Origin of the sequence: Natroniella sp. ANB-PHB2, from assembly GCF_046097105.1 — a bacterium.
In the GTDB taxonomy this organism is placed as follows: Bacteria; Bacillota; Halanaerobiia; order Halobacteroidales; family Halobacteroidaceae; genus Natroniella.
In genome coordinates this window covers 319,062-336,707 of record NZ_CP175562.1, presented here as the reverse complement: position 1 = coordinate 336,707, position 17,646 = coordinate 319,062, and the positions used below count along the sequence as shown (strand labels likewise).

Annotated in this window: 17 protein-coding genes and 8 tRNA genes; 4 read left to right on the top strand and 21 right to left on the bottom strand. The window is 33.0% G+C overall.

The window, feature by feature from the left end; genetic code table 11:
* Positions 1 to 135 precede the first annotated feature (135 nt).
* From ACKF5P_RS01750 to ACKF5P_RS01740, 3 genes are all read right to left on the bottom strand, one after another.
* Complete coding sequence (locus ACKF5P_RS01750; RefSeq protein ID WP_408955793.1) at positions 136 to 432, bottom strand: helix-turn-helix domain-containing protein; 297 nt, start codon at positions 430 to 432, stop codon at positions 136 to 138.
* A 23-nt stretch (positions 433 to 455) separates the two neighbouring features.
* Positions 456 to 1,358, bottom strand: a complete 903-nt coding sequence (locus tag ACKF5P_RS01745) for an ORF6N domain-containing protein (RefSeq protein ID WP_408955792.1) — start codon at positions 1,356 to 1,358, stop codon at positions 456 to 458.
* Between the two features lie 90 nt (positions 1,359 to 1,448).
* On the bottom strand, positions 1,449 to 1,694 hold the full coding sequence (locus ACKF5P_RS01740) for a helix-turn-helix transcriptional regulator (protein WP_408955791.1): 246 nt from the start codon (positions 1,692 to 1,694) through the stop codon (positions 1,449 to 1,451).
* A gap of 173 nt (positions 1,695 to 1,867) precedes the next feature.
* Between ACKF5P_RS01740 and ACKF5P_RS01735 the strand changes: the two genes are divergently transcribed.
* From ACKF5P_RS01735 to xerC, 3 genes are all read left to right on the top strand, one after another.
* Complete coding sequence (locus ACKF5P_RS01735; RefSeq protein WP_408955790.1) at positions 1,868 to 2,299, top strand: helix-turn-helix domain-containing protein; 432 nt, start codon at positions 1,868 to 1,870, stop codon at positions 2,297 to 2,299.
* A 58-nt stretch (positions 2,300 to 2,357) separates the two neighbouring features.
* Positions 2,358 to 2,849, top strand: a complete 492-nt coding sequence (locus tag ACKF5P_RS01730) for an ImmA/IrrE family metallo-endopeptidase (protein ID WP_408955789.1) — start codon at positions 2,358 to 2,360, stop codon at positions 2,847 to 2,849.
* 147 nt (positions 2,850 to 2,996) lie between these two features.
* Entirely contained in the window at positions 2,997 to 3,710 is a 714-nt protein-coding gene (gene xerC / locus ACKF5P_RS01725; protein WP_408955788.1) for a tyrosine recombinase XerC, read from the top strand.
* A gap of 200 nt (positions 3,711 to 3,910) precedes the next feature.
* Here the strand turns inward: xerC and ACKF5P_RS01720 are convergent, their stop codons facing one another.
* On the bottom strand, positions 3,911 to 5,044 hold the full coding sequence (locus tag ACKF5P_RS01720; protein WP_408955787.1) for an IS4 family transposase: 1,134 nt from the start codon (positions 5,042 to 5,044) through the stop codon (positions 3,911 to 3,913).
* A 138-nt stretch (positions 5,045 to 5,182) separates the two neighbouring features.
* On the opposite strand from ACKF5P_RS01720, the gene ACKF5P_RS01715 reads away from it, so the two are divergent.
* Positions 5,183 to 5,623: a site-specific integrase gene (locus ACKF5P_RS01715; protein WP_408955786.1), complete on the top strand. Its 441-nt coding sequence runs from the start codon at positions 5,183 to 5,185 to the stop codon at positions 5,621 to 5,623.
* Positions 5,624 to 5,727: 104 nt separating this feature from the next.
* Here ACKF5P_RS01715 and ACKF5P_RS01710 read toward each other — a convergent pair.
* From ACKF5P_RS01710 to ACKF5P_RS01630, 17 genes are all read right to left on the bottom strand, one after another.
* A tRNA-Val gene (locus tag ACKF5P_RS01710) sits at positions 5,728 to 5,803 on the bottom strand.
* A gap of 24 nt (positions 5,804 to 5,827) precedes the next feature.
* A tRNA-Leu gene (locus ACKF5P_RS01705) sits at positions 5,828 to 5,917 on the bottom strand.
* Positions 5,918 to 5,928: 11 nt separating this feature from the next.
* Positions 5,929 to 6,002, bottom strand: a tRNA-Cys gene (locus ACKF5P_RS01700).
* A 7-nt stretch (positions 6,003 to 6,009) separates the two neighbouring features.
* Positions 6,010 to 6,085: transfer RNA gene (locus ACKF5P_RS01695), tRNA-Gly, on the bottom strand.
* Between the two features lie 24 nt (positions 6,086 to 6,109).
* A tRNA-Phe gene (locus tag ACKF5P_RS01690) sits at positions 6,110 to 6,185 on the bottom strand.
* Between the two features lie 118 nt (positions 6,186 to 6,303).
* Positions 6,304 to 6,380 (bottom strand) — tRNA-Asp (locus tag ACKF5P_RS01685).
* 122 nt (positions 6,381 to 6,502) lie between these two features.
* Positions 6,503 to 6,578: transfer RNA gene (locus ACKF5P_RS01680), tRNA-Val, on the bottom strand.
* Between the two features lie 180 nt (positions 6,579 to 6,758).
* The gene (locus ACKF5P_RS01675) at positions 6,759 to 8,168 is read right to left on the bottom strand and encodes a PepSY1/2 domain-containing protein (protein ID WP_408955785.1); all 1,410 of its coding nucleotides are present in this window, start codon (positions 8,166 to 8,168) and stop codon (positions 6,759 to 6,761) included.
* Between the two features lie 11 nt (positions 8,169 to 8,179).
* A complete protein-coding gene (locus ACKF5P_RS01670) occupies positions 8,180 to 8,659 on the bottom strand; it encodes a cell wall hydrolase (protein WP_408955784.1) in 480 nt (159 codons plus the stop codon).
* A 391-nt stretch (positions 8,660 to 9,050) separates the two neighbouring features.
* Positions 9,051 to 9,138, bottom strand: a tRNA-Leu gene (locus tag ACKF5P_RS01665).
* Between the two features lie 48 nt (positions 9,139 to 9,186).
* Positions 9,187 to 9,867, bottom strand: a complete 681-nt coding sequence (locus tag ACKF5P_RS01660; RefSeq protein WP_408955783.1) for a UTRA domain-containing protein — start codon at positions 9,865 to 9,867, stop codon at positions 9,187 to 9,189.
* A gap of 168 nt (positions 9,868 to 10,035) precedes the next feature.
* The gene (gene murI, locus ACKF5P_RS01655) at positions 10,036 to 10,854 is read right to left on the bottom strand and encodes a glutamate racemase (RefSeq protein ID WP_408955782.1); all 819 of its coding nucleotides are present in this window, start codon (positions 10,852 to 10,854) and stop codon (positions 10,036 to 10,038) included.
* Between the two features lie 285 nt (positions 10,855 to 11,139).
* Positions 11,140 to 11,634, bottom strand: coding sequence for a GerMN domain-containing protein (locus tag ACKF5P_RS01650; protein ID WP_408955781.1), 495 nt, complete (start codon positions 11,632 to 11,634; stop codon positions 11,140 to 11,142).
* Positions 11,634 to 13,850 (bottom strand): N-acetylmuramoyl-L-alanine amidase, encoded by a 2,217-nt coding sequence (locus tag ACKF5P_RS01645; RefSeq protein WP_408955780.1) that lies wholly within the window; start codon positions 13,848 to 13,850, stop codon positions 11,634 to 11,636. Before ACKF5P_RS01645 ends, ACKF5P_RS01650 begins: the two co-directional genes overlap by 1 nt.
* A 168-nt stretch (positions 13,851 to 14,018) precedes the next feature.
* The gene (locus ACKF5P_RS01640) at positions 14,019 to 15,356 is read right to left on the bottom strand and encodes an N-acetylmuramoyl-L-alanine amidase (protein WP_408955779.1); all 1,338 of its coding nucleotides are present in this window, start codon (positions 15,354 to 15,356) and stop codon (positions 14,019 to 14,021) included.
* Between the two features lie 26 nt (positions 15,357 to 15,382).
* Positions 15,383 to 15,820 (bottom strand): hypothetical protein, encoded by a 438-nt coding sequence (locus ACKF5P_RS01635; protein WP_408955778.1) that lies wholly within the window; start codon positions 15,818 to 15,820, stop codon positions 15,383 to 15,385.
* Positions 15,821 to 16,131: 311 nt separating this feature from the next.
* Complete coding sequence (locus ACKF5P_RS01630) at positions 16,132 to 17,571, bottom strand: glucose-6-phosphate isomerase (RefSeq protein ID WP_408955777.1); 1,440 nt, start codon at positions 17,569 to 17,571, stop codon at positions 16,132 to 16,134.
* Between the last annotated feature and the right edge of the window lie 75 nt (positions 17,572 to 17,646).

Sequence of the window (17,646 nt, the reverse complement as noted above, 5' to 3'; positions counted from 1 at the left end):
TAGCCTTCTCCCCAGTCTGTTTATATCTATCACAGTTCTTTTGAATCCTTCTTATCGTAATATCAAAGTAATCAACCATTGTACTCCCTCCCCTTTTCTGATATAATTTAGATAATCTTAAATTTAGTAAATGCTTTACTTGAACTCGCCTGGGCCAACAGGCGAGTTCTTCATATTATCACCTATCCACTTTATAAGTTGCCTCCTTGGAATCAGCTTTCTTCTCCCCACCTCAACACAGGGAATCTTACCTTCCCTTATCAATCCATACAGATTAGGCACACTCAATGATGTAGCCTCTGCCACCTCCTCAACAGTCAACATCTTAATATCAGTATTATACTCTGGCTTCTCTTCAAGTCTATCTAACCTCTCACTTATTCTTTCTAGCTGACTAACTATTCCCTCTGTCATACTCTCTAATAGTCCCAATTCTTCCACCCCACTTCTTAATTTTATTTATACTTAGCAATATAGGTCTTATATTTGACCCCATTAACAATATAACCCCTCTCCTTTAAGTCACCCTCATTTCCATACTTACTAATCTGGCTATAGTACTCCTGATAAGAGATAATATCCTTATTCTCCTCAAACCAATTAATTATCCTATCAGCACCAGAAGGTCTGTAATATACCTGATAAAAACTCTCATGCTCCACAATCTTTATATACTCATCTTTATACCTTCTTTGATAACCAACCTTAAAACCTAACCCCTTAGCTATAGCTCCAACAAGTTGATTATGTGCATTACCACTCTTAGCAGTCGTCAATCCTAAATGATGAGCTATCTCACTGGCCCTTACATCCTCATCCAAGACCTCAAACTCAACCTTGTCTGCTAACCTTCTAACATCTTCTTTCACCTCTGTTATCTCCACCTTATGTACTGCCATCTCTTGAAGAGCTATTCCAATCTGCTTATTAAGCTGCAAGGCCAAAGCTAACTCATCATCAACTTCCACCTCATCTTTAATCTCAAAATACTCATCGAGCAATTTATCATAGATCTCCCAGCTTAAATCATCATTAAAGATCTTAATCAACTTTGCATAACCTCTTTCACTCAGCAGATAAATATTCTTAGACTTAGCAACCTGCATTTTGGATAATATATTGTTATCGACCAAATCGATAACAAACTCCGAACCCTTCAAATCAATAATATCTACACCATCTATAAACCTATATCGATTATTATTAATTGCTTCATTAACATGAATTAACTCCTTATTATGAAACTCTGCAATATCTCGGGCCAACATACTCTTCTTATCAACCCCAAACCCTCCTCCTATCTCTGGAACCTCTCTTCCAACAACTTCAGTAATACCTTTCATTTCTAAAGCTTTCATACCAACTCTCCCCTCTCTTATATAATTCCTTGGCTTTGGATATTATAAATTAAAGAAATACCTTTTCTGTTTGGGCATTAACTTAAATAATTAACTATTGCCAATTTTAACATTGCACTTTGTTGTTTTAATTCCCAAAAAAATATCGGGAAACAAACTTTCCATCGGTTCATCAAATAATAATTCAAACTTTTTAGCTAACCGAATAGTTGGATCCCTTCTTCCATTTTCAATTGGAGATATACTCTGTTGACTTGTACCCAATCTTTGAGCAATATCATTTTGAGACCAATTCCTACTCTTTCGTTTCGAAATCAATAACTCTCTTGCTGGCATAAATTATCAATCCTACCTTTCACATTTCTATTTGTTGTATTTATATATAGTATATATTTCATTTTGTTGTTTGTCAAGAGAATAAGCAAAAAAATATTTCATTATGTTGTTATAACTTTATTTTTATTACATATAGTTGTATAATAAAATAAGAATAAGAAAGGGGTACTGCTATGATAGGAAAGAGAATAAAAAAGCTACGTACAGAAAGTGACCTTTTACAGAAGGAATTAGCCAGAGATTTAAATTTAACACAACAAACAATATCTTTGTATGAATCAGGAAAAAGACAACCTGATTATGAGACAATAGAAAAGATTGCAGACTACTTCAAGGTTAGTGTAGATTACCTTCTTGGCCGCACAGATATAAAAAGACCAACAGAAAATTTAAATGATATTGTACCTAAAGGAGTTCTAGAATTGCTTTCAGCTGAGGAGTTAGACTTCTTATGGGATGCAGCTAAAAACAAGCAACAATTGATGTTATTAAGAGAAAGTCGTGGCTTAACAAATAAAGATCTAGCAAAAGCAATCAAGGTAATTAAAGCTTTTGTAGAAGATGATGTAGTTATAGATGAACGGGATAAGAATAATAAAACATAGCCCCTATTATCTATCTATAATATTTTAATAAAATTAATAGAGAAAGGGGCCTTTAATTATGAGTATATTTAAACGAGCCGAAATAACAGCAAGAAAATTTTTGAAAATGAATAACTTAACTACTCCTATTGACCTTGAAAAAGCAGCCCAAATTTTAGGAGTTAAAATAGCTTATGTAAGTTTTGAAGGACAAGGAGCATTAGTTTATAATGATAACTTTAATTCAGATAAAAAACTAATCATTGTAAGTGCCAATCAAACAAGAGAACAATTACGGTTTAATATAGCCCATGAATTGGCCCATATTCTACTAAAACATTGTAATACTATTCTTCAAACCCACCCCGAAGAAGATAAGCCAAACTATGAAAAAGAGGCTAATATCTGTGCTAGTGAACTTTTAATACCTCGTAACAAAGTAAAACAAGCTTTTTATAAATATAGCGGGGATATCAAAAAGCTCAAAAATCACTTCCAAGTCTCTGAACAAGCAATGGTAACCAAAATGGAAATATTAAATCTTCCTTATGAAAATACTTTTTATAACTAGGACAAGTAGTTCTTTTATTTTTTATCCTCTTAAGAAATATTTTACTTTGTTGGTTTTTATTTAAAAATATCGAGAGTTGTAGTTATAACAAAAAGAATAACCTAAGCTCAATAACCAAAAGATAATCTAGAAAGGAGATGAACTATAATGGGACATATTAGAAAACAAGGTAAGAACTCTTATCAAGTAGTTGTAAGTGAAGGCAGAGACCCTGTTACAGGCAAGTACAAATATATCTACAAAACGGTCAAAGGAAATAAGACAGATGCTAAAAAAGTTATGCACCAGCTAGAATATGAAATCGAAAACGGAACATATATAGAACCTTCCAAGCTATCGCTGGCAGAACTACTGAATAAATGGTATAAAGATTATTGCGAAATCAACTTAGCCGAATCAACCCAAGAATATTATGATATTATAATCAACACTCATATAATACCTTTATTAGGTAGCATCAATCTATCAGATTTAAAACCTATGCATATTCAAAGTTATCTCTCAAAGAAATTGAAGAATGGTCGAATGGATGGTAAAAAAGGTGGGTTAAGCAAAAAATCAGTTAAGAGACATTATACAGTTCTTAACCAAGTACTTAAATATGCTGTTAAGCTACAGATAATAGATACTAATCCAGCTGATCCTATTAGCCCACCAAGTCCAGATAAACCGGAGATACAAGCTATGACCCAAAAGGAAGTAAACATCCTATTAGAAGCAGCAGATGGCTGGTTATATGACTTTTTATACCTAGCAGTCTTTACAGGTATGAGAAGGGGCGAATTGTTGGCCCTTAGATGGAAAGATGTTGATTTTAAAAATAAAAAAATTCATGTAAGACCACTAGCGTTGCATTGTTAAATTCAGGTAATAATCATTAATTAATAAATTTAAGTGTTTGATTTATTTGAAAAAAATAAATCTAAAATTGAAAATTTGGATTAGCTAAAATTATAATTTTCTAATTCATAATTACCAATATAGCATCTAAAATCAATATATGGAACATATTGAACTTAGAAATTATAATACTCTAAAGTTGAATAGAAGATTATTTAAAATTAACTATTCATGATCCAATTTTCCCAGCTAAATGTGCTATTAATAGTTCTGAGTATAGAATATTTGATTATTCTAGTCAGTTTAAGTAAAGAACCTTTAAACTTAATTTGTTTTTTAATCAATTTTAAAATTAAAAGTAAAACTACAGCACTATAAATTTGAGTTAAAACGGCATTTTTATTTTGACCAAAGAATCTTTTGATTTTAAGATGTTGTTTGATCCACTTAAAGAATAACTCTATTTCCCAGCGTTCCTTATATAACTGAGCTATTATATGAGCTGGTAGATCAAAACGATTAGTTAAAATCTTAATTTCTTTATCATTACCATCTCTATCAATAGTTTTAACTTTAATTAGTCTCAATTTATGTTTCATTCTTTTCTCTGTATTATATTTACCTAAAATGACAGTAGCATCTAATAGAACATTTGCTTTTTTATCTTTATCAGTCAGTTTTACTGTTCTAACAGTTTCAATTTTAGCATTAGATTTAGACCTAGTTATAAAATAGATATCATCCTCAACAAAATCATCAAACTTTTGATAGTCAATATAAGCTCTATCAAAAATATAGGTGTAACTAGGATTTAAAGATAGGTTATCAAAGACTTCTTTATCATGAACAATAGCATTACTGATTATTATATTCTCTGGAGCTTCAGTATTTAGATCATATAAGGTATGGAGTTTAATTCCACCTTTAGTTTTTCTAAACTTAGCCCAAGGAAATGATGATAAACATAAACTGATTGTTGATGAGTCTATAATTTTCACTGAACCAATCTCTTTTAAAGCTTTGCGTAATCCCACTTTACCTTTAAGTTTACTAAATAAGTGTTGGAAAATTTCAAAGAATATTTCATAAGGTCTATCTTTATTTTTTCGTGATAATTGGGAAACACTTATTTGTGGCAATATTTTCTTTAATCCTTCATTACTTTCTAAGTCAGTGACAAAGTCTTCTAGACTTTCTTTTTGACTAAGGTGAAAGTAAAGCAGATACATTAGGTGAGTTTTAGTTGTCAGCTTATGCACTTTATAATCAGAATTATATTTATCTACCAAGTTATCCAAAAAGTTTTTGCCAATTACATCTAGAAATTTATTTAATGGTGTGATACAATTATTCATAATTTCATTCTCCTTTGATTTTATGGATTTTGTGCGGGACACACACCTATCCATTTAATCAAAGGAGTTTTTATTTTTCAATGGATATTTCATCTAAAATTTCGATGCAACGCTAGTGATGTAAGACAATCAGCCTCTATGCTAAGTGGAGGAAGACTGATATTTAAAGAACCAAAAACAAGTTCAAGTATAAGACCTATAGATATTAATGATAACGCAGTTCAAATATTAAAGAATAGACAAATCCAACAAAAGGAAAACAAACTACGCCTAGCTGATTCTTATAACAATGATTATGATTTAATTTTTCTTAAAGAAAATGGTAACCCTTATCTCCCTGATTATGCTAGTAAGCAATTTAAAAAACTAACAGATAAGATTCAATTAGAAAAATTCAGACTACACGATCTAAGGCACACACATGCAAGTTTAATGTTAAAAGCAGGAGTCCATCCAAAAATAGTTCAGGAACGTCTTGGGCACTCATCAATTAATCAAACATTAGATACCTATTCTCATATAATTCCTACTATGCAAAAGGAAGCCGTAAAACAACTCGATAATATCCTAGAAAATTAAGCTTCAAAATAATTATTGCGTAATTATTGCGAACTCCCCCACAAATAAAAAAAGACCCGTTCCACCAAAAGCCTCTAAAGCCTTGGTATAACTAGGTTTATGATTGGTGGGAATAAGCGGGCTCGAACCACTGACCTCTACGATGTCAACGTAGCGCTCTCCCAACTGAGCTATATTCCCATATTATTTAATTATTAATAAAAATGGTGCCGGGGGTCGGACTCGAACCGACACGGGCACGAAAGTCCCATCGGATTTTAAGTCCGATGCGTCTGCCAATTCCGCCACCCCGGCATATTTTATTTTGGAGGTGGCACCCAGATTTGAACTGGGGATAGAGGATTTGCAGTCCTCGGCCTTACCACTTGGCTATGCCACCTCGTATTTGGAGCGAAAAACGGGATTCGAACCCGCGACCTTCTCGTTGGCAACGAGACGCTCTGCCAGCTGAGCTACTTTCGCACAATATTTACTGTTAACTATAAATGGTGGCAAGACCCGGATTCGAACCGGGGACACGAGGATTTTCAATCCTCTGCTCTACCACCTGAGCTATCTCGCCATAAAAAGCAATTAATATCTAAGATTTAATATTGAATAATTTTAATTTCTTAAATTTAATTTTGTTGCTTTTGAACTGTATTATTAAATACTAAATATTCATTATTCAATGAACTAATTGGCGAGGACGACGAGACTTGAACTCGCACTCTCCGGCGTGACAGGCCGGCGTGTTAACCAATTACACCACGTCCCCACAGAAAAAACACTTAATATTTAATATCTAATATTGAATAATTTAAAAGCTAAATTCAAACCTTTTATGCTTTTCAACTATATTATTAAATATTCAAACTTCATTGTTTAATGAAGTATAAATGGTGGGCGAAACAGGACTTGAACCTGTGACCCCCTGCTTGTAAGGCAGGTGCTCTCCCAACTGAGCTATTCGCCCTCATTAAATAACTCCCTTTTCTGCATCAGCAGTTACTAGTATACATAATTTAATTTAAAACTTCAAATTTATTTTTCGCCAAGACAAGTCATTATTATAAGATATCGTGTTTTTTCTTCCCTTTCCTTGCTTTTACTATAAAATACAAAAATATTGGCTGCCTAAAGACAGCCAATATTCTTAGCTTACATTTTTATAAAAATCTTGATCAATACTCTTAATAACTTCTTCTTCTCCAGTGTTAGCATTGATCTGAATTAGATAACTACCTGTACCTTCTTCAGTGATCCTACCAATAAACTCATAACAAAGAACCTCTTCACCTTCTACCTTTGTTAAGACAAGTCTTGGCTCCCTAATCAAATCTAAATCATTACTGACCTTTTCTTCAGCTTCTTCTAAATCTAAATTAGCTTGTAATTTAGATTCTTCTCTTTCTCTATGATTCAAAATATAGTCCAATCCATTATAAGCTATTATATCTCCATTATCCAAAGCTAATTCTATATTAATCGCATCTGGCTTGATTAAAACATCATTCTGCTCTGGGATTATAGATAGTAGCATAATATCACTGAACCTTTTAGAAGAACTTATAGCTAAATTCCCAAATTCATTTTCTTCTAAAAATTGAATTGCAATATCTTGAGCTTCTTCTTCATCTATTTGTGCTTGTCCAACTCCCCTTTGATTAAGCAAGGAGATTACTTTTCCACCCACTTTAGAAATATCAAAAAAGATCGTTTCATTTGCTTGAGCAGTATTAACTGCTCTAACAGTATGTGCAGGTACATGAGCTTCTACTACTTCACCTTCTATATCTATTTTATCATTAGCAATTGTTTCATACTCATAATCCTCTGGATTTCTAATGAAATTTTGAGCTATCTGAACTGCTTGGTTTTGATCAATCTCCTCTCCTTCAATTTGAGATAGGCTTGTAATTAAATCTTGAGGCTCAAAATCTATAACTCCTGAGGGTAAGACTTCTTTTAACTTAATTGAAATATCATCAACATTTAATTTATCTCTTAAGTCTAATAATCCAGCTAAAGGAGTAATAGAAAACCTCTGTTCATCCTCATCAATCTTTACCCTGCGCTTATCATTCCACCTAAATCCTGCTTGTTCCATTTCATCATGAATTGTTTCTAAGTTGCGATTTACTATACCCATTTTATTGTGAAGTTCTTTAATAACCTCTCTATCTTCTTCGTCTATCCCATCATCAACAACTTCTTTCTCTAAATGCTTAGCATATTGTCCTGTCTTCTGTAATAATTCTTTTACATTATCTAATGAATCACTAGCTATTGGTATCTCTCCTATATCTTCTTGAGCTCCAGAAGCAGATTCCCAAACATTAGATAAATTTACTGCTAAATTATCCGGGGCATCTGCAATTAATACCGTCCCTAATTCAGACTCCAAATCATCAATATGATCATTTAAACCTTGAAAAGCATTTTCATACCTATTATTTACTTCACTTCTCATCTGTTGATAAGATAGGTACATATTACGACCCCAATACCCTGTAATAGCTACTGCTAAAATAATTCCAGCTACTGTCAACCATCTCTTTTTCAAAATTATCCCCCCTATCTAGCAAAAACATGGCTACCAATTCTACGTACCGTTTGACGAGTAGTAACCCAATATGAAGTTATCTTAGCTGGATTATAAAAATATTCAGATCCATAAGTTGGATCCCAACCATTATAAGCATTAACGGTTGCCCTTACCGCTTCTGGCCCTGGTGTTACATTCCAGATAAGTCCATGCATTACAGGTGTAAAGGCCCAAGGTTGATAGATCACCCCTGATATTGTATTAGGAAAATCTTCACTTTCAACTCGATTCATGATTACTGCTGCAACTGCTACTTGTCCTAAAAAAGGCTCTCCTCTAGATTCTGCATAAACAGTTCTGGCCATCAACCTTACGCTAGGCGATAAACTCCAAAAGCTAGGAGTCCCTGCATGACTTTCTTCTAAGTTAACTTCTGCCTGACTATAATAAGCAATAGTTCCTATTCCAATTATCAGCAATACTAATGAAAATACTAGTAGTTTCTTCATTCTACCCTCCTTATTTTACTTATTATTTATTATAATTACCCTTAATCTATTTAATATTCAAAAATAAAATTTCAGATTAATATTCTGAAATTTTATTGATATACAGTGGCACTTTTCGTTCGTAAAAGAATGTGTTTTTGTAGGGGCGACTCTCCGTGGTCGCCCGTGATTTAACATGGGCAGGCACAGAGACCTGCCCCTACAAATATCATTTCTACCCGCCAAATCAAAAGTGCCACATTATTGTAATTATATTTAACTTTATACTACTAATTAATACATAGCTCTACAATTACAAAAACAGCATACCCCTCAAAGGGAGCATGCTGTTTAAATTCAAATTAAGTTATGAAAATGTATTTTATTCATTTCTAAGTAGTTTAATAAAAATTGGTGCCGAGAGTGGGATTTGAACCCACACAGATAAAATATCCATAGCGCCCTCAACGCTACGCGTCTGCCAATTCCGCCACCTCGGCTTTTAAACTCCACTGCTAATTATATCATAATTAATCTAAAAGTCAATACTAAACTACTAACTCACCCGGAAAAATAAGCTGAATACTATTTGCATCAAAATAATAATTTTCTATTGCTATCGGTAATTTATCAATTAAGATCACCCGTTGACTTTTAATTACTGGTTCACTCTGTTCTAAACCAAGTTTAGTAGCTAACATTGGATTAGCCTTTTCTACCTGCATCACATTACTTCTAAATTTTAAGTTATCCAATCCATTATCATTAAACAACTCATATAATGAATCCAAATCAGCAATTCTTTGTTGATTAATATTACTACTTAAATAAGTAATAACTTCTTGTAACCCATAAGGGTTTCCATCAACCAACTTCTTTTGTACTATCTTATATAAATCTTCCTCTTCAGATACTTTAACCAATTCATCAACCTCTACATCCTCAATCTTCTTAAAATTAATCTCACCTACTTCAATTTTACCTTTCCCTTTCAATAACTGAACCGTTGCCTTCTGTAAATTATATTCTTTTCTTTCTAAGCGCTGTTCCATATTGCGAGCATGTTTTTCACGTAGCTCCATTAAAGAAATATTAGCTTCAGATAGAATAGTTCTTACATAACGTGGAGTTGTTTCCACATTATCAGCTATTTCACTGATCTTTAAGAAAGGGTCATGCCGAGCATAATTGATAATTTGCTCCTTTTTTGTCAACTCTTCTAACTCCATACTTCTCACTCCTTTAATTAAATTTCTTACTACGTATTGTTCCTGACTTATGACATTCTTATACATCAAAAATTTAAAAGAACTAATTTACCACTAAACAAATTAGTTCAGGTTAAATTTAAGTAAGAACAGAATCTTAAAACCAACGAAAAAACGGCTAGCTTAAAGCTAGCCGCTCCATAAATCAAGCTCTTTAAAATTTAATTCTTTAAAGTTCAAAAATTCTTTCCCCAATTTCACAAATTTAGCTGATAATTTATCTAAATTACTAATATAGAATTCTCTTTTTCCTTTAATTTGATTAGAATTTAATAGAGCTTTACTTTCTAAAATATCCCTTACTTGCAAAGCAATTCCCCGACCAGGATAGATTAAATTAACACTTTCACCTACAACCTCCTTCAATACCTTTCTTAAGTAAGGAAAATGAGTGCAACCTAATAATAATGTATCAATCTCTTCTTTTACCAAAGAAGCTAAATAATATTGAGCAATCTGTTTGGTTTTTTGACTATATAGCTCTCCTGCTTCTACTAAAGGAATGAATTTCGGACAAGCTTGAGCATAAACTTCAACATTTGCTGATTGAGTCTGCAAGGCTCTTTGATACACACCACTTTCAATCGTTCCCTCAGTAGCAATTACTCCAATCTTATTATTGGTAGTAGCTAAAGTGGCTTCTCTTACTCCAGGTTTAATCGGGCCAATAATTGGAACTTCAAATCTTTTTTGTGCAGCTTTAAGCCCAGCAGCAGTTGCAGTATTACAAGCAATAATCACCAGCTTAGCCTCTAACTTTAAGAAATAATCTATAATTTCGAATGCAAACCTTCTAACCTCAGTTTGAGGACGAGAACCATAAGGAAGATGAGCTGTATCACCAAAATAAATAATATCTTCATTAGGGAATTCACTCATTACCTCCTTAGCAATCGTTAATCCTCCTACCCCAGAATCAAATAAAACAATTGGATTGTTTTTATCCATTTTCACCATCCTATTCACCTTTTCCTAGTCTAATTATTAAAAATAATAATCAGTTACCATACACGTTATATAGCTTAAGCTTAAGTTTAAGTCCAAGTCTAAGTTTAAGTAAAACCTAAGACCTTATGGTTTTAATGGTTGACTTAACCTCAAACTCAAACTCAGCCTCAGACTTAAGTTAACGCATATGATTAAGTTATTAATTATAGTATATGCAACTTGGCCAACTTATTTTAAATTAAACAAATTAAAAGCGAGACAATAAGTCTCGCTAAAAAATCACTTTTATTCTATTAACTGCGGATCAACTTCTAGTGGTTGCTCCAACTTCAAATGACCACTCAATGTTTTTACCTCTTCTCCTTCAAGCAAAATCTGCACCTGCTTTATCTCATCAAATTGGGCCAAAGTAGTAACAATTGAATAGACAGTTAATATCTCTCCAGTTGTACCACCCCAATGTTGCTCAACTAGACCTTGACTAAAATCCACTACCGCTAATTTATCCTCTACTTCTAAATCAATCACTTCTGTTTCAGGAGGAATTGTAACTCCTAGCTCTTCTGACTGTGGTCCCTTAATCAATTCATCAATCGTATTTTGATATAAATTATTTCTTCTTACTTCTCGCGTTTCTACTACTAGCAATTGAGCCTGAGCATCACTGAAATAAAGCTCAACCTCCGTTGTAGCAAGCAAACGAGGGTAGATCAAAATCGAAGCTATAATCACACCAATCACACCTATTATCAATAAGTTTCTAGCCTTAGAACCGCTCATTAAAATTCCTCCTCCAGTAACAACTCAAAATATTGACTGATCCCCTTATATAAAGCTATAGCCGCTTCCTGTTTAAAGCTATCCTCTTTTAGTAACCCTTCATCTTCTGGGTTACTTAAGAAAGCTACTTCACTTAAAACTGCTGGAACTTCAGTATTTCTTAACACATATAGGTTATTCTTTTTAACACCTCGATCACGTCTTCCTAACTTTTCAACTTTATTTTGTTGAATATACTCAGCTAATACGATCTCTTGCTCATCAGCATCACGTGCAATATATGTCTCTGTTCCTGACTGTCGTTGATCAGTATGAGAGTTAGCATGAATACTGATAAATAGATCAGCATCTAAGCTATTAGCAATTTCACTTCTTTCCATTAGATCAACAAAATAATCATCTCTTCTTGTCATGATTACCTTGGCCCCTGCATCATTTAATAACTCTTCTAAGGTTAAAGAAATATCTAATGCTACATCCTTCTCTCTTAAGCCTGAAGGACTTATTGCTCCAGGATCATACCCACCATGACCTGCATCAACAACTATAATTGTATCTTTTAGATTAAATCTATTCAATTTAAGATCGATATCCTTAGTTCTTTCATCAGATTCCACGTCAAAGGTAATATCACTATCTAAGTCAAAAACAACTCTAACCTGCTTAGGATCAGCAGAGAACTGACTTACCCTAACATCTTTGACCAGCCCTAACTTTTCAGAAATAGCAAGCTGCTCTTTATCTACTACCGTATTTTCTAAATCAATTACTAAGCGATATGGATCATATAATTTATAAACTTCATATTCTGTTGGGGCCAATAAAGATAATCCCAACTCGGTCTTTAAGCCTTCAGAAGTAGTACCTACTCCTAACAGGCGATTCATTAATCTAACTTGTAAGGTATTACCTTCCCAACCCAACTCATAAGGAACAAGCTCTTTTAGATCAACAACTATTCTGGTTATATCATCACTAAATTGAGAAGTACGTATCCCTTTAACTAATTCGCTATCAATATCTATCTGATCTTCAATTACCTCTTTGCTGGTATCAGGAAGATCAATGACAAGCCTATTACCCTCTGCTAAAGCCATAACTTCTGGCTCTACTCTTTCAGTTAAGTCAAAAGATAACAACTGTCCCTGAGTATCATCATATACTATCTCTTCTAATTCAGACTTAATTGATTTAACTATCAATGATTCATCCTGATGAGCTAAATTAACCTTGGTATTATCCTTTAAATCTAGCACAATTCTAACTACATTATGAGGATCAGTCTGATATTGACTCATTCTAACCTGTTCAATCAATGGATCATCAACTTCTAAAGTTTGACCTTCTGCTAAGGCAGCATTCTTAATATCAATTACAGCTCGCTGTGGATTTGATAAATAACTTACTGAGCTAGCTTGTAAAGGTCGCGTAGCATCTATTTTCAAACCTTCTTCACTGTGACTTATGTCTTTAATGATTGAACTAACCTGTAATAAATAATTATAATCATCATCATTTTCTAATTCCTTTATTTGATAATCAACATTATCAAATAAATCTAATACAACCCGCGCCGTTCTAGAATCAAATTGAGAAGCTCTAACATCTCTAACCAACTGACTCTCTAAATCTAATTTATCTAAATCACGATTCAAAGCAGTCCTTTCTAGATCGAAAGCTATTCGATATGGTTTCTGAACTAAATCAAGTTGATAATTTATTGGCTCACTAGTTGTTATTTTTACCCCTTCATAATCATCAGTCTTCAAATAATCTATTGCTTTTAATTCTGCTCTAGTTTCAGATATCTTAACTATTTTATTATCAGACTCAACATCAATTACCAAACCTAAAATATCACCTAAAGCATTAAGAGGTACCATTGGTTGCTGAGCAACTAATTCAGCAGCTACAGGAACTTGAACCATCTGTTGATTAACCTGTAAATTTCGATCCCCTATCCTTAATTTCACAGTTCTATCTTCAGTTTCTAACTGTAATGTCTCTATCGCACTGAACCACCTGACTTTAATAGGTAAGTTATCTGTTAGATTATGTAATGGAATTAATATATCTTCATCTAATAACTTATAATCTAAATCCTCCGTCACAATATTTCCATTAACTTCAAGTTTAATCTCTTGTGTAGCATTTACTTGCAATGAAACAACTGAAATTAATATCAGTACTACAACTATCGATAATTTTTTTGGCATCTCTTCTGCCCCCTAAACTAGACAATTTTCTACATACTCATTAATTTATCTTATATTTAATATTCTGTCTTTCTAGATAAAATCCTCTTTAAATTCCCAAGTTATTTAATAAATTGCAAAGATTTTAATTTTTAACGACAAAGCTCTATTGAATTTTATGTTAACCGATTAAGTTTGCTGTTCAAAATACCTTCTAATTCCAGCTACAACCCCCTCAGCAACTCGTTGCCTAAACTGGGGATCTCTTAACAATTGCTCATCGGCAGGGTTTGATAAAAATCCAGCTTCTACTAAAATAGCTGGTAAATTTGTTCTTCTTAAAACAGCAAAATTAGCAGCTTTTAAACCATGATCGGTAAAATCTGTCCTTTGTAAAATTTCATCTTGTACATACCAGGCCAAAGCCCAATTATCTTGACCAGCATCCCAATGAGCATAAGTTTCAAGTCCGTTGGCCCATGAGTTATAACTGGCATTAGAATGAATACTGACAAATAGATCAGCGTCAAACCTATTGGCTATCTCAGCTCTTTGAGCTAATGAAATAAAAGAGTCATCCCTTCTTGTCATTAAGGTATTGATTCCTTCTTGATATAATAAGTCATCGACTCTAGTAGCTATATCAAGAGCAACTTCTTTCTCCTTTAATCCCGTAACACCTATTGCTCCAGAATCAGTTCCACCATGTCCAGGATCAATTACAACTCTTTTATTTGTTAATCGTAATTGATTAATTAAATCATGATTAGTACTAATAATTGAAGAAGTTATTACTTCTTCTTTAGCTTCAACTTCCAAAATCAAATTAGAACCATCTTCTTTTATATTATAACTACTCATATTTTCAATATCAACTACAATCCTAGCAATTGCAGGAGCAAAATCAAGCTGACTAAATCGAACCCTATTTACTGACTCACTTCCAACATTGATTGTTTCTTGTAGTTCTTTAAAACTAATATCATGCATATCCAAAACCAATCTGGTTGGCTGATGATATAACTGTAAATCATAATTAGAAATAAAATTAGAATCAATAATTAATTTAAAGTTATCTTCTTCCTCTTTAACTTCAAAACCTTTGAGTTGATTAGTTTGATAATGAATTGACTTACTACTTTCCTGCCAATCTAAATCCCCACCATAAATTCCTGTTAAAAATCTTAATGGCAACATAACTTGTCCATCTATTGACCTAACATTCTCACCTAAAGGAACAGGTTCAGAATTGACTAAAGCGATTTTACTACCAACTTCTAGTTCAATTAATTTGTGAGGATGAATAATTTCTCCTTCAGTTGACTCTGCTTCCCATTCTACCTCAGCTCCAAAATAATCGCTGACAAAATCAAGCGGTACCATTGTCCTTCCATTAACGATTCTTAAATTAACATCTATCTTTTCTCCATTGACCAATAGATTTATTCCTTGCGCTTCAACCTGAACTGATGTTAGTACTGCTACTGCTACGTATATTAAAATGATTGCTTTATATTTAACTGCCACTATTTTTCCCCTTTCAACTATTTAAATTAGTTTAATTTTAAACTCTTGCTAATTAATAAATTATTATCTTGGTCAATAAATTTGAATTTTAATTCTTCTTCATTCTCAACAAGATATTTTTTTGGAACTTTTACTAAATCATAAGGTAAACTAACCAATTCTAGACCTATACATTGAGAAGTGCAACTGACTGTCTTGACTCTTACAATTACTTTATCTTTTTGCTTAATAATTTTATCAATTTTAATATCATATTTACAAGCGTTATATTCACCCAAAGCAACATAGATTAAATAATACTTTTCATAATTAACATTTAATTTTGCAGGTAATTTTTGATGGTATTTAGGTAATTCCAAATTACTATCCGGATTTGTTAAAACTTTAAAGATTAAATTAGAATTATAATCTTTCTTCTGCCACTTGCCATTTATTTCTTTTTCTAACAAAGAACTAAATGGCACTTCCTCTCTTCCAATTAAACCCAAGCTAAATAAAAAAAATAATACTAAACTAATTCTCAATAAAATAATTGTTACCTTGCCTCCCTCTTTAAATTAAATTTCCTTAATTTAATCTTATGTTAGGTCTTTAAAAATATTTCTAGTTATTTAAATCAACCCTATCTTCTTTAATACTTCTATAATAAAAAAGTTGAATCCTTTTAGAAAGTTTTAGAGAAATTGTATTTCATATGATTTTTAACAAGAATTGAAAAGAGAGACTTTATTCTAACAAAAAAAGACCCTCAAAGAGGGCCAACTAACTAAATAAATCAGATAATTAAATTTCCATCTTTACTAGGCCTACCATCAAACTCATCTTTCATCTCTGAAAATCCTTCTCTACCTAATACCCCATAGGTATATTCTTTACCCAACTCAACCCCTGGTTGATTAAAAGCATCAATGTTATATAACTCACCAGCAAAAGCAGTCTGTAACTCATACATATAGATAAATTGCCCCATAGTAAATTCATTTATTTCAGGAAAAATAACTGTACAATTTAAGCGTTCCTTCTTAGTTAAAGCTAATTCAGTTGCTTTCTTTTCAGTAGTAATCAACTGATTAAAGGTAGTTCCTCCTAAATAAGAAACACCCGCAATCTCATCATATCCTGACCCAATCTCTAGCTGCTCTTTAAATTCCTCCACCTCTAAAAATGTAACTACTTTATCGAATGGCCCTTCCATATATAGTTGGGCTTGAGAATGTTGATCTGTAGCACCTAATGCCTTAATTGGAGTCGGGCCAACATGAACAACCTCTCCCTCTCGAGTAACTTTTTTACCTAAAGACTCAGCCCAGAGCTGTCGATACCAGTCAGCTATATCCTTCAGTGAATGAGAATAAGGCATCATTACAGACATTGGCTTGCCATCTTGATCGGCTAAATAATGTAGTGTCGCATTCAAATAAGCAGGGTTGGCCCATAAATCTTCCGTATCACACAACTGGGCCATATACCTTGCTCCCGCTAATAATTCTTCAATATCGACTCCAGTAAATGCTGCCGATACCAACCCGACTGGGCTTAAAACAGAAAACCGCCCTCCTACATTCTCAGGAATATAATAAGTTTTAATTCCTTCCTGCTTAGCAATCTTAATTAAATTGCCAGAGTCTTGACTGGTCGTAGCAATAAAGTGTTCAGCAACTGCTTCTGCCCCTAACTTTTCAGCAATCAAATTACGGGCAGTTAAGAATTGACTCATCGTCTCAGCAGTTCCACCTGACTTAGAAATAACGTTAAATAAAGTCTTTTCTAGATCTAGAGTTTCCAATAAACCATTCAACCGAACAGGGTCAACATTATCAGGAACAAATAACCTTGGATAACCATCCCTAACTTGCTCATTTAAATTATAATAAGGATGATTTAAGGCAGTCTGTAAAGCAATATTACCTAACGCAGAACCTCCAATCCCTAACACTACAAAATTATCATAATTTTGATAATTAGCTTGAACATATTTTTTAATTTCTGCTGCAATCTTTTGGTGCGTCTCAGGCAACTCCATAAATCCTAATCTTTCTTTCTCTTTTGCTGCTAAGATTGCTTGATGAGCATCATTAGCTTGAGATTGCATATTATTGATGTCTTTCGGAGTATACCCATGTTCCCCCCCTATCTTCTTAGCAAACATATTATTAATATCTAATTTAATCTTCATTCTTTCCTGCCAACTGTCATCTTCATATTTCTTACTCATTATCATTCCTCCTTCTGTATTATTATCTTCTTCAGTTTCAATTTTTATCAATCATTTTAGTTTAAAATTCTCTAC